Genomic DNA, 13,105 nt, shown 5'->3' with positions numbered 1-13,105 from the left:
GGCACCTCCGGGATTGGCTCGGGCACCATGGGGCTCACAATATGACCGCTCTTGTGGCTCTGCTGCTTTCGTTTGGCACTGAAGATGAGGACTTCCGACCCTCAACCGCGGCGGCTCGACGGTGGAGGGTGGGGGGATGGAGCACCTGTCGCCGCTCGACGCAACCTTCCTCGAGGTCGAAGACACCGACCCGCATGTGAGTTTGGCTATCGGCGGTGTATCGATTATGGAAGGGCCGGCGCCGAGCTTCGATGAGTTCGGAGCGGACGTCGCCGAGCGCGCTTCGGCGATACCACGCTTCAGGCAACTGCTGCGCACCCATCCGCTCGATCTTGGTTCACCCGAATGGGTGGACGACTCGCACTTCGATATTTCGCGGCATCTGCACCACCTTGCCCTGCCTCGCCCCGGCGGCGACGCCGAACTGTTCGAATTGATCGCGGCGGTTATGGAACGCCGCCTTGACCGCGAGCGCCCGCTGTGGGATTGCTACCTCATCGAGGGCCTCAACGACGACCGCTGGGCGGTGTTGACCAAGCTGCACCATTGCATCGCCGATGGGATCGCGACGACGCAGATGTTGGCCAAGTTCAGTGACGACGGTGGCGGCGGCACCTTTGCCACCAACATTCGCGCCGCTAAGGAGCCGCCTCCGCATGGGCTGGGTTTGCCGGTGACGGTGACCCTGAACCCGTTGAGGTGGGTGAGCGGCATCGTGCGCGGTGCGTTCCGTGCGGCTTCCGTTGTCGAGCACGTCGCGGTTGGTGCCGCCGAGCTGACGGCAAGCTTGCTCAGCCCGGCGCCGGAAACGTCGTTGAACGGGCCGGTCAATGGGATGCGACGCTACTGTGCCGCGCGAGTCCGGCTGGCGGACCTGCACGCGGTCAGTCAGATATTCGACGTGACACTCAACGATGTGGCGCTGGCGGCGATCACAGACAGCTACCGCACGATCTTGCTGGACCGCGGGGAACGGCCGGGTCACGACTCGCTGCGTACGCTGGTTCCGGTTTCGATGCGCGGGATAAACCAATTCGACATGACTGACAATCAGGTCTCCGCGATGCTGCCGCTGTTGCCCGTCGATGAGGCGGATCCGGTCAAGCGGCTGGAAATGGTGCACAGTCGCCTTGCCCAGGCCAAGGACAGCGGTCAGCGGGAAGGTGGCAGTGCGCTATTTTCAGCGGCCCGCAACGCTCCTTTTGTGTTCTCGGCGTGGGCGATTCGGTTGATAAGCCGGTTACCGCAGCGGGCCGTGGTCGCACTAGCAACCAATGTCCCCGGTCCCCGTGGCCAACAGAAACTTATGGGACGCCGGGTACTGGAGATTCTGCCGATCCCGCCCATCGCTCTGCAGTTGCGCACCGGCATCGCGATGGTCAGCTACGCCGACAATTTCGTCTTCGGCATTACCGCCGACTACGACACCGCACCTGATATCGAGGCGCTGGCTGCCGGGATTGAGCGGGGGGTGGCGCGGCTTGTGGCGGAGAGTCGGGAAAGGGCTACGGGCACGCACGAGTCGCTCCGGCCTCGGCGTAGGGCACGCTAAACCGCTGGGGAGGCAGATAGCGACCCAGACCTCGCAGTGGCGAACTACAAGGTCTGGTGGCAGATATTTCGAAATCAGTTGTGCAGCAGGATATTATCCTCGCTGCGCGGTGCGGCGATCCAGTGACCTTGAGAGCCGCTCGGGTGGCCGGGCCGCGGTCGTAAGGGATCGGCTCGACGGCAGCTTCGGCCGCGCCCCAGGTGGTTCGGGGTCTGGCCATCGGTCGTGGGTGCCGGAAACGGCCCCTCGCTCTGCCAACCGGGCTACCATTTTGTAGCTGTCCCGAGCGTGTCGCGCCACGGGGTATGGGAGGCGCCGATGTCGTCGTACATGATCGCAGCACCCGAGGCGTTTTCCGTGGCGTCGGGGGACCTGACCGGGATCGGGGACGCCGTCAAGGGGGCCGTCGGGGCGGCGGCGCCCTCGACGACGCGGATTGTCGCGGCGGCAAGCGATGAGGTGTCGGCGGTTATCGCACATCTTTTTGGCAGCTACGCCGAGGAGTTTCAGACACTAAGTGCGCAGGTGACACGGTTTCATGCCCAGTTTGTGCGCGCGTTGAGCGCGGCGGCCGCCGCGTACGTGGCAGCCGAGGACGCAAATGTGTTGACACTGGGCAACCTGCTGCAACGGGCCGAAGGCCTGGGAGTTTTTTCGCCGATCGAGCGGCTGTTGGGGCATCCGTTCTTCGGTAACGGTGCCGCTGAGGCTGCCAACAGCGGGGCCGCTGCTGGCCCGACCGGAGCCACCGGGGTCGGTGCGCTGCTCGCCACGAGTACCAACGAGGCGGGCCTCGGCGGGGCGGTGAACTACGCCGCCACCGAAGCGCTCACCGCTCCGGCCACCAACCCGGCGACCGGGGTCAAGACGGGGTTCTCCTTCCTGCAAATTCCGATCGGCCCGTCTTCCTTATTCGGAATTCCGATCGGTCAGTTCAACTACCCCGCTCCCGCGCACTGGTACTTCCCGACGCAGGCCGATGGTTCGGTGAACGCCAGCGGTGTCATCTATTTGCAGCACGGTTTCGGGGCGATAGGTTGGTTCTATCAACCGCTGGCCATGCAGCTGGCGCAGCAGACCAACAGCATCGTGGTGGTTCCCACCGTGCCTTCGATTCCGTTGCCGTTCGGTATGTGGATCGGCGGCACGGAGTTGCAGCAGGGCGTTGGCTCGTTGTTCCTGGGCAGCCAGACGGCGCTGAACATCAGCGCCAACCAGGCCGGCTTCCAGGGCGCGCTGCCGCAGGATTTCGTCCTGACCGGGCACTCGGCCGGCGGTGGGCTCGCTACGATTGCGGCCGGTAGCTACCTCGCGGATCTTGGAGCCGGCAGCAACCATCTTCATGGCGTGGTGATGTTCGACGGGGTCGCATCCAATTCCTCGGCCTTCGCGGCTGCAATCGCTAACCTGCAAGCGGCCAGTGTCCCCGTTTATGTGGTGGCCGCGCCGCCGCAGCCGTGGAACGCTTTCGGGGTCACCACCAATCAACTGGTGAGTCTGTACCCCGGGCAGTTCGTCGGGGTCGAGATTGTCAACGGCTCCCATGTCGACTCGATGCTGGGCGGAAATCCCCTCATCGACTTCGCCGCCCAGCTGCTGACCGGATTTTCCCCGCCCGGTGCCACCGAGGCCGTGTACACCCTGTCCTCGGGCTGGATCAACGACCTCTTCGCCGGGGCGGGCCCATCCAATCCGATGTATGGCATCTATGGACCCACCGGCGGCTATCTGCCCCCGGGCGGCCAATCAATCATTCTGGGCCAGACCAGCGGGATCGTACTTCCGGTGTAATCGATCGTGGCAGAAGAACTTGCCTACTTCTGCCGAAGCGCCACGATCTGGTCATTGCGGCCGCCGACGTAAACGGTGCCGATGTTGTCGACTGCCAAACCCCACGGATAGTCCAGACCGGTGAAGGGCAGCTCGATTTGCGTCATGGAGCCCGTGGGGAGCTTGAGGGTCCGATTATTTTTGCTGTCGGTCACATACACCGCACCTTCGTTGTCCAGCGTGACCCCGCCCGGTTGGTTCAGACCCGAAAAAGGCAGCTCGACTTGCCTTTTCGAGCCCGCTCGCAACGCTAGAACCCGGTTGTTCCCGCCGTCGGCTACATAGACCGTTCCGCTGCTGTCCACCACCAATCCGGTTGGGTCGTTGAGGCCGGTGAAGGGGAGTTCGATTTGAGTGTTCGAGCCGGCGAAAAGCGCCACCACGCGATTCTTCGCCGTGTCGGTGACGTAGACGGTGCGGCTACTGTCCACCGACAAACCGGTTGGATTGCTCAGGTCGGTAAAGGGCAGTGTGATTTGGTTTTTCGAGCCTGCAGGCAGCACCACTACCCGCTTGTTGCCGGCGTCGTTGACGTAGACCGTGCCACTGTTGTCCGCGGTGACGCCGGTCGGATAACTGAGGCCATCGAATGGCAGCTCGGCCGGGGTGGTCGAGCCCGCGGACAACGCCAGCACCCGATTGTGCAGGGTGTCACCGACGTAGACCGTGCCTCCGTAATCAACCGACAGACCCTGTGGATCACGCAGGCCCGTGAAAGGCAGCGTCACTTGGCGGAATTGGTCGCGCGCTGCTCCCAAGGTATTCACGACGACGGTCGCCGCCACGGCGGCGGCCACCGTGAGCAGGGCGGCGGTCAACGTGATGACGACCTTACTGCGCCACCATGGTCTGTGCGGCCGCTGATTTGGCCGCCCAGCAGCGGGTTCTCGGTCGCAATCCGAGGGCGCCTCGGCCAGGCTGCGCGGGATGGTTGTGGAGACCGAGGCATCCTGCGGTGTCGGCCCCGGTGGTTGGGCATAGCTGCCGGGACGGGCGGGTGGCGTAACCCGGTTCCGACCGGACGGCCGCGGGGCGGTCGCGGTGAGGGCGTCCCGGGCGGCCCGTGCCAATTCCACCGCGCTGTCGTAGCGATCGTCAGGATGCTTGGCCATCCCGCGCGCGATGACCATGTCCAAAGTCGCCGGCAGCCGAGGATCGATGGTGGACGGGCGTGGCGGCGGAGTGGTCAGGTGGTTGGTGATCTGTCGGTCTAGGTTATCTCCGGGGAATGGGTGTCGCGCCGTCAGGCATTCATAGAGCACGCAGGCCAATGAGTAGATGTCAGCGCGGGCGTCGACCTGTGTGCTATCCGTGCTGTTGAATCGCTCCGGGGCCATGTAGTGGCACGTTCCGATCACGTCGCCGGCCGCCGTCAACCCCACTTCGCCTGCGGCGTGGGCGATTCCGAAATCGATTAGATAGGCAAAGTCGTCGTCATCGAGCAAAATGTTGGATGGCTTGACATCTCGGTGCAACAGCCCATCCCGATGGGCCGCGTGCAACGCCCTGGCAACCTGTTCGATGATGTTCACCGCGCGCATCGGCGGTAGCCGCCCGTTGTGCAGCACCGATTGTAGGTCGTGCCCCCCGATCAGCCGCATGTCGACGAACAGCCGCCCGTCGGTTTCGCCATAGGTGTGGATGGGGATCAGATGCGGGCTGGTCAATCGCGCGGCCGCATGGGCTTCGCGACGGAACCGCTGCTGGAACACCTCGTCGTCGGAGATCTCGGCGGCCAGAATCTTGAGGGCGACGAGCCGGTCAGTAACGGTGTCGTAGGCCCGCCACACCTCGCCCATGCCGCCGCGGCCCAGCAACTCGATCAGCCGGTAGTTTCCGAACGACGCACGCTCCAACGAGCCCTCCCACCACAATCCAGTCAGCAACTTGCCCGACCATAACGCGGCGCCGCGGAGGGCCGCGCCGTTTTGCGGCGCTCCGGCGCCGCCCGGTTCCTGGCCAGTGCCCTTATCCGTCAATCACCGACAGGTCAGGACGCTCGGGCCGCACACCCATACCGATGAGACGCGCGGGAATTCGGGCGAGCACGGGCAACCGCGCGATGAGCCGCACCGGTAGCGGTGCCCTGGTCTGCTTTGAGCTGCCCAACACGGCAGTAATGACGTTCTTTTGCAGGAACACCTGCACAGCTTGGGTGATACGGGTGGGGAGTTCGCGTCGCTCCTGGACGCGATGCAGATCGGCGTCGGAGACCCCGCCGCGACGCAACGGCGTGACCAATAGATTGGCCGCGGCCACCGCGTCCTGGATCGCCAGGTTGATTCCGACTCCACCGATCGGCGACATCGCGTGGGCGGCATCACCGATGCAAAGCAACCCAGGGCGATGCCATTGCTTGAGGCGGTCGACGCTAACAGTCAACAGCCGCAGATCGTCAAAGTCGGCGATTTCCCCAGTGCGGCTGCGGATGAACGGCGCCATCGTGGTGAGCTCCTCGCGGAAGAACTCAACCCCGCGCTTGCGCGCCTGAGCCAGAGAGCCCTTGGCGATCACGAAGCCACATTGCCAGTAGTCGCCGCGATTGATCATCACCAGGATGGCGCCCGGACCGAAATTTCCCATCGATTCTTTCGGGTCGTCGGGGAGGCGCGACAGTCGGAACCACAACACATCCATCGGCGCGCCGAGATGCAGCACGTCCAGGCCCGCCTGGGCGCGCACGGTGGAAGTCCGCCCGTCGCAGCCGACCACCAGGTCGCTGCGGATTCTCGTGTTTCCGTCGGGGGAGGAGATCACGACGCCGCCGATCCGGCCTTGGTCCTCAATCAGATCCCTGACCTCGGCGTGCATTATCAGCCGGAAGGACGAATAGCCTTGTGCCTCATTGGCGATGAAATCCAGAAAGTCCCATTGTGGCATCATGGCAACAAACCTTCCGCGCACCGGCAGGTGGCGGAAATCGGCGACCGTCGTCTTGAAGCTGCCGAACTGGGCGTTCAACGTGGGCGTCGGTTGGTGCTCTCGCTGCAATAGTCGGTCATAGAGACCGAGTTCATTCATGACCTCGAGGGTTGACGGGTGAATAGTGTCGCCACGGAAATCGCGGAGGAAGTCGCCGTGCTTTTCCAGCACGACGACATCGATCCCGGCCCGGGCCAGCAAATAACCCAGCATCATGCCCGCCGGCCCGCCACCGGCCACACAACAGCATGTGCTCAGTTCGCATTCCACAGTCGACCCGATCTAGTCGACGGCCCCCCGACGGCGAGCTGCGCGCAAGTCGCCACCGGTGCCGCGCAATCCGCCAACGGTGAGTTCACGGTGTGAACTTTACCGACGTTGTCGACATCTGTAGCCGCATTGGGAAGTGCACGCGTGGGCCACGCACGTGCTGGAGCGCTGGACCCGCCGCGGGCACACACGACCGAACCACATGGCACGGGCGGCGGCGTCAACGGGCTCCGGACCAGAGCGCAACAACTAGCGAATTCTATTGAAAAACAGTGTATCTCGTTGATACCGCCGTTCCGGAGGCCAGGGAGCGGACGATGAAACGTCAGCACGTTGGCCCACCGGAACCCGATCCGATTCCAGTTCGCCGGCGCGACCTGGCCAAGGCCTAACCGCCTCTTGTTTTTCCGGACCGCTGGGGCTGGAGGTGAGCCGAGATGACCGGGGTGACTCGCGCAACAAGTTCATCCAGTGGGGTCGACGCGATCGGCTCCACCCGCAGGACGTGGCGGAGGTAGGCGATGCCGAGTAGTTGGGCCATGGCCAGATCGATGCGCAGTTCGCTGTCGGATCCCTTCAACGCCTTGGCTAGCCGCGGGTACATCTGGCCCCCAAAGAACTCACGCACCAGGACGGTGGATTCCTCGTGGGTGGCGGCACCGCGCAGGATCGCCATCAGCGGGGCGCGCGATTCCGGTCGCTCCCAGGCTTCGAAGAACACCCGGGTCAGTCGTGCGCTGAGCCCATTCCGATCACCGTCGACAATCGCTGTGGTGAGCGCGTCTGCCTCAAACGGCCACCCGACGGTGGACCGGAATAGTTCGGCCTTGCTGCCGAAATAGTGCCGGATCATGGCCGGATCGACCCCGGCCGCGGAGGCGATGTCGCGCACCGAGGTCTGGTCGTAGCCGGAGTCGGCGAACAGCCGCCGAGCGGTCGTCACGATTTCGGTGCGGGTGTCGGGGTTGCCCGGGCGTCGTCCAATCGGGCGCATGTTCCGAAATTCTACAGTCGTTGATTTCTTTGGCCAGGGCCGCTAGTGTGGACACATAAATTCCACGAGTGAGGAGTTTCGGGGACATGCCAGTACCACGATGGGTCGCCCAGGCCAACAAGAACAGCCTCAATCGCCTCACCAGGTTCATCGCCCCCTGGGCGCCGGGATGGGCGGTCGTCATCCATCGGGGTCGCAAGTCGGGCCGGGTGTTTCGCACCCCGCTGTGGGCGTTTCGCCGGCATAACGGATTCGTGATCGCGCTGACCTACGGCCCCGACTCAGACTGGGTGAAAAATGTTCTCGCGGCGGGCGGTTGCGAGCTGGATGCCAGGCGGCGCCACTATCAGCTCGGCAACCCGACGATCTTTCGCGACGAGGATGCGACCGATATGCCGCCGTTCATCCGCTTCATGTTGCGCAGGGTGCTCAAGGCGCCCGAGTTCCTCCGGCTCGATGTGGTACGCGAACTGGCGCAGACAGGCTGAAGTGTCCGGATTGCGTTGTCGTGGTGGTGCTGACGTGGATGGGTTCCAGCACTAGGCAACCGCGGTTTCCGCCGGGTCGATGCGCCCGAGATGCCGACCCGTCCTCGGTGGGTTGAGGTCCGATTGTCGGACACACTGTGGCAGGATCTGCAGCCAATGGGCGGGCATCTTTTTGTCATCGAAGGCGATCTCACCAAGATCGCGTGCGATGCCATCCTCATTCCCACCGACGACGAATTCAGGATCAACAATCATTGGGCAAAATTCCTGGACGGCGACCATCGCTCCGAACTGGCGAAATTCAGAACCGATCCGTCCGGAAGCTGGGGGTTCAGCCAGGTCAAAAGCCTTGAGTGTGTTGAGAAAAAACCTCAAGTGTGGCTGGGCAAGGTGGGTCTGGCCGATGGGCAACTGGATTTCACGAATTTGGAACCCACGGTGCGCGAGTTTGTCGGTAAGGCCGCTGACCACGCGAAGTCCCGAGGCGCTAGTCCAATTTATGACTGGCCGCTACCTCGGCTCGCAGTCAATATCATCGGGTCAGACCACGGCGGCGGTTCGCAGAAGAAGGGACATCTCGTCCGCGGCTTTGTCTGCACACTCAGTGATCTCGCGAAAGAACACGGCGTCGACATCATCCTGGTCGCATTTGGCGCGAAATCCTACGCTGCCGCACAACGCGCCCGTCGTCAACGTGTTGGGGTTAGTGACGAAAGCCTCAGGCGGGCATGGTCATTCGAAGACGCCCCGGTTGATCTGCTGGCGGCAGCCCGTGAGCTAGCGCATCAGGCGATCAACAGCCACCTGGTGATGTTCATTGGCGCTGGGGTCAGTATGGGGGCCGGGCTGCAGCCGTGGAAGGACCTGCTTCGCGACGTGGCAGCAAAAGAGGCGAAGTTCAGCGATCATGCCCTGGAACAGCTGGCCAAGCGGGATCCGCGAGACCAAGCCACGATCTTGGAACGACGTCTGGAATCGTTGGCCACGACCCTCAAGGCGGTCGTGGCCAGCCGCCTCGAAGCACCCTGCTACGCCCTAACGCACGGCTTGCTGGCGTCACTGCCGAGTAGGGAAGCCGTCACGACCAACTTCGACGAGCTATTCGAGACGGCATGGACGACCGGTAACCGTTCATTGGCGATCCTTCCCGACAGCGCCGTGGACACCGGTGGCCGGTGGTTGCTCAAACTGCATGGCACGGTGGCCGAGTCGCAGCGGATCATCTTGACCCGATCGGACTACCTCGACATGCCGCGTCAGTATGGCGCACTGATCGGTCTGGTCCAGGGTCTGCTGATGATGCGTCACATGATGTTCGTCGGCTACTCGTTGCAGGACGAAGACTTTCACGAGTTGATTCACGAAGTCCGCGTCGCGCAAGGCTACCGAGAGGCGCTCAAACTCAGAGGGACCGTCCTCACCCTGCAGGAAGACGAACTGGACCGCGAACTCTGGCGTCAGGATCTCGTGATCGTTCCCATGGCCAAGCCGAAAGTTGCTCTGGAAGCGGCCAGCCGCCAACTCGAGATGTTTCTTGATCTGGTCGGCTACCTGTCGGCGACGTCGGCCGCGTTCTTCCTCGACGAGACCTACGACGAACTCTCCAAGGACGAAACAGCCTTGCGCGACAATCTGAACCAACTCGTCGAGCTCCTTGACTCTGACCCCAGGAGCCGCGAAGACGATACCGTGGCGTACAAAGTCAGGCACTTCCTGCGTGAGGAGCTCGGCGCCGACGGGAAAGCTAGCGACAAATAGCGTTGGGGGGGAGCGCGACTGGCCGGTAGCGCCAGGCGCGTGCTTGCCGGCCGCCGCTGCCAGCTGCTCCATTGGCGAAGTCGAATTGGTCGTCGTGGGGTCGATCGGTTCGGCTGGCGTTGCGCACCCCCACACGTCCACACGGTCACGGGTACGTGCACACTGGGGCGATGGAGGTATGCGAATTCACCGTCGTCGTGCTGACCGCAGCGTCCCTAGCCTCGGCAAGGTCCCGGCACCGGAACCAGGCGTCGATGTCACCGCGGGTGGCGTGATGGTGCCCGTCGGCGGAGCTGAGCCCGCGCCCCGCCGTGTGCTACACGGCCTCTCTGACGTACGCGCGTTCTTCCACAACAACCAAGTGCCGCTGTACTTCATCTCGCCGACGCCGTTCAACCTGCTAGGCATCGACCGCTGGGTACGAAACTTCTTTTACCTGACCTACTTTGATTCCTTCGAAGGCGTACATTCGCGAGTGTTTGTGCCCCGTCGGCGCGACCGCAGGGATTTCGACGGCATGGGGGATGTGTGCAACCACCTGCTGCGTGATCCCGAGACACTCGAATTCATCGCGCGCCGCGGGGGCGGAGGCAAGGCCACGTTCGTCATGCTTGACGAGCAGACCCAAGTCCTTGCGCGCCAGGCGGGGCTCGAGGTCATGCACCCTCCGGCGGAGCTACGCCACCGTCTGGAATCCAAGATCGTCATGACGCGCCTGGCTGACGAAGCGGGCGTACCGAGTGTGCCGCACGTGATCGGGCGGGCCGGCACCTACGACGAGTTGTCGACGCTTGCGCACAGCGCCGGGCTGGGAGACGACCTCGTCATTGAGGCCGCTTACGGCAACGCCGGCAGTGCGACGTTCTTTGTCCGCGGTGAGCGCGATTGGGATCAGTGCGCTGGTGAGCTGGTGGGCCAGCAGGAAATCAAAGTCATGAAGCGCATCCGCAACGTTGAGGTGTGCATCGAAGGCACCGTGACCCGCCACGGCACCGTGATCGGCCCCGCGATGACAAGTCTGGTCGGCTACCCGGAGCTGACTGCCTCCAAGGGCGCCTGGTGCGGCAATGACATCTGGCGCGAGGTGCTGCCGCCCGCACAGACACGCGCCGCGCGAGAGATGGTGCGAAAGCTGGGCGATGTCCTGAGCCGCGAGGGATACCGCGGTTACTTCGAGGTGGATCTGTTGCACGATCTGGACGCCGACGAGCTCTACCTCGGCGAGGTCAACCCGCGGTTGTCCGGTGCGAGCCCGATGACGAACTTGACCACCGAGGCCTACGCCGACATGCCATTGTTCCTCTTCCACTTGCTCGAGTACATGGAGGTGGAGTACGAGCTCGACATCGACGAGATCAATTCGCGCTGGGAGCGGGGCTACGGCGAGGACGAAGTCTGGGGACAGCTGATCATGTCGGAGACCTCGCCGGACCTCGAGCTCTTCACCGCAACCCCGCGGACCGGTGTGTGGCGCCTGCACCACGACGGGAGCGTCTCCTTTGCGCGCCAGGGCAACGACTGGGCCACGTTGCTCGACGAGTCCGAGGCCTTCTACATGCGGGTCGCCGCGCCCGGCGACTTGCGCTGTGAAGGCGCCCAACTCGGTGTGCTCGTCACCCGCGGGCACCTGCAGACCGATGACTACCAGCTCACCGAGCGCTGCCAGCGCTGGGTCAAGGGCCTCAAGGCACACTTCTCCTCGACCCCCCTGACGCCGGCCGCGCCGATCGTCTCCCGGCTCGTCGCACGAGCGTGAGCGGCGGCGCCCCGGCCGGTTTTGCACTGAGCAACTGGCTGTCGTCGCCGTATTCGCGTTGGGCATTCCAGCACGTCGAAGAATTCATGCCGACCGCGGTGATCCCGCGCGGAACCGGGCCGGTGGTGACATTGCCCGCAGCCAGTGCACCAGTCGCCGACATCCCGCTGACCAGCACTGGCGGGGTGGCCACCACCGTTGGAGCGGTGATGACCGCCACCGCTACCGACGGATGGGCCGTCGCCCACCGCGGTGCGCTGGTGGCCGAGGAGTACCTCGATGGCTTGCTGGCCGGAACCCGGCACCTACTGTTCTCGGTGAGCAAGTCGCTGGTGGCAGCCGTGGTAGGCGCGCTGCAGGGGGTGGGTGCGATCACGGTTGACGCGCCCGTCACGGCATACCTGCCCGCGTTGGCCAACTGCGGCTACGCAGGCGCTTCGGTACGCCACCTGCTGGACATGAGGTCCGGCATCGCCTTCTCGGAAAACTACGACGACCCGACCGCGGAGATACACGTCCGCGAGCAGGTGATCGGATGGGCGCCCAAGCGCAGTCCGGATCTGCCCGCCACGCTGCGGGACTACCTGCTGACCTTGCGGCAGAAGTCCGCGCACGGCGGCCCGTTCGAATATCGCTCGTGTGAAACCGACGTACTCGGCTGGATCTGTGAGGTCGCCGGTGGCCAGCGGATGCCCGCACTGATGTCCGAACTGCTGTGGGGCGGTATCGGCGCCCAATGCGACGCCACCATCGCCCTAGACACGGCGGACACCGGAATATTCGACGGCGGGATCAACGCCTGTCTTACCGACATGCTCCGGTTTGGGTCGCTGTTCGTGCGCGACGGAGTCTCGTTGACCGGCCAGCAAGTCCTGCCGCCGGCGTGGATCGCCGACACGCTCGATGGCGGCCCCGACTCGCGCCAGGCGTTCGCCACCAGCCCCGATGACACCGGAATGCCTGGCGGGATGTATCGCAATCAAATGTGGTTCCCCTACCCGGGCAACAACGTCGTGTTGTGTGTGGGCATGTGTGGTCAACTGATCTACATCAACCGCGCCGCGGAGCTAGTTGCCGCCAAGTTATCCAGCCAGCCGGCCTCTCACGACGACCCACAGATGCAGTCAGACACGCTGCGCGCATTCGACGCGGTGGCACGCGAACTGGCCGGGATCAATGGTTAGCTCGAGTTCTTCTCGCCTATGAACCGGTGGTTGCGCATGTCTGGTGTCGCGCCGATGGGAAGCCCGTCGTGGCGTTGGGGGCCGGTGCGGCGGTCGATGCGCCTCGGGTGACGCGGGCCAAACGGACTGGGATGTCCGATCCGTGCGGCGGCTGATGCCGAACCGGTGCAGGACATGGGGGTCCGGGGGTGGAAATTGTCAACCAAAGCCGGGATTTTTCGAGGTCAGGTTTTATAAACTCCAAAAGTGCGCGCAAGGCGAGCGGAGTACGGCTTGCCGATGATTTTCGGCAGTGAGGAATTCTCGCGGAATCGTGGGCGTGCACTGGAATGGCATGTCGGGGACCGCCAA

At 63.9% G+C, this 13,105-nt stretch carries 9 protein-coding genes; 6 read left to right on the top strand and 3 right to left on the bottom strand.

All coding sequences use genetic code 11. The annotated features are described in order from the left end of the window. The first annotated feature begins 136 nt into the window (after positions 1-136). Both MB901379_RS14720 and MB901379_RS14715 read left to right on the top strand, forming a co-directional pair. Positions 137-1,552 (top strand): WS/DGAT/MGAT family O-acyltransferase, encoded by a 1,416-nt coding sequence (locus MB901379_RS14720; RefSeq protein WP_158017341.1) that lies wholly within the window; start codon positions 137-139, stop codon positions 1,550-1,552. Between the two features lie 318 nt (positions 1,553-1,870). Beyond that, a complete protein-coding gene (locus MB901379_RS14715) occupies positions 1,871-3,343 on the top strand; it encodes a PE domain-containing protein (RefSeq protein WP_158017340.1) in 1,473 nt (490 codons plus the stop codon). Positions 3,344-3,366: 23 nt separating this feature from the next. On the opposite strand, the gene MB901379_RS14710 is transcribed toward MB901379_RS14715, so the two are convergent. The 3 genes from MB901379_RS14710 to MB901379_RS14700 all read right to left on the bottom strand — a co-directional run bounded on the left by MB901379_RS14710 (position 3,367) and on the right by MB901379_RS14700 (position 7,568). Further along, positions 3,367-5,238, bottom strand: coding sequence for a serine/threonine-protein kinase PknD (locus MB901379_RS14710; RefSeq protein ID WP_158019189.1), 1,872 nt, complete (start codon positions 5,236-5,238; stop codon positions 3,367-3,369). 112 nt (positions 5,239-5,350) lie between these two features. Next, entirely contained in the window at positions 5,351-6,574 is a 1,224-nt protein-coding gene (locus tag MB901379_RS14705; protein ID WP_158017339.1) for an FAD-dependent oxidoreductase, read from the bottom strand. Between the two features lie 388 nt (positions 6,575-6,962). Next, complete coding sequence (locus tag MB901379_RS14700) at positions 6,963-7,568, bottom strand: TetR/AcrR family transcriptional regulator (RefSeq protein WP_174237027.1); 606 nt, start codon at positions 7,566-7,568, stop codon at positions 6,963-6,965. A gap of 86 nt (positions 7,569-7,654) precedes the next feature. On the opposite strand from MB901379_RS14700, the gene MB901379_RS14695 reads away from it, so the two are divergent. The 4 genes from MB901379_RS14695 (at position 7,655) to MB901379_RS14680 (ending at position 12,754) form a co-directional block, all read left to right on the top strand. Further along, complete coding sequence (locus MB901379_RS14695; RefSeq protein WP_158017338.1) at positions 7,655-8,056, top strand: nitroreductase family deazaflavin-dependent oxidoreductase; 402 nt, start codon at positions 7,655-7,657, stop codon at positions 8,054-8,056. Positions 8,057-8,212: 156 nt separating this feature from the next. Further along, the gene (locus tag MB901379_RS14690) at positions 8,213-9,814 is read left to right on the top strand and encodes an SIR2 family NAD-dependent protein deacylase (RefSeq protein WP_158019187.1); all 1,602 of its coding nucleotides are present in this window, start codon (positions 8,213-8,215) and stop codon (positions 9,812-9,814) included. Positions 9,815-10,088: 274 nt separating this feature from the next. Continuing rightward, positions 10,089-11,570, top strand: a complete 1,482-nt coding sequence (locus MB901379_RS14685) for a biotin carboxylase (protein WP_408632382.1) — start codon at positions 10,089-10,091, stop codon at positions 11,568-11,570. After that, positions 11,567-12,754 (top strand): serine hydrolase domain-containing protein, encoded by a 1,188-nt coding sequence (locus tag MB901379_RS14680; protein WP_158017337.1) that lies wholly within the window; start codon positions 11,567-11,569, stop codon positions 12,752-12,754. The genes MB901379_RS14685 and MB901379_RS14680 overlap by 4 nt, the downstream gene beginning before the upstream one ends. The last annotated feature ends 351 nt before the right edge of the window (positions 12,755-13,105 follow it).

Source organism: Mycobacterium basiliense, assembly GCF_900292015.1.
GTDB lineage: Bacteria > Actinomycetota > Actinomycetes > Mycobacteriales > Mycobacteriaceae > Mycobacterium > Mycobacterium basiliense.
Note: the sequence above shows the minus strand (reverse complement) of the source record. Positions and strands in the feature narration are given on the sequence as shown.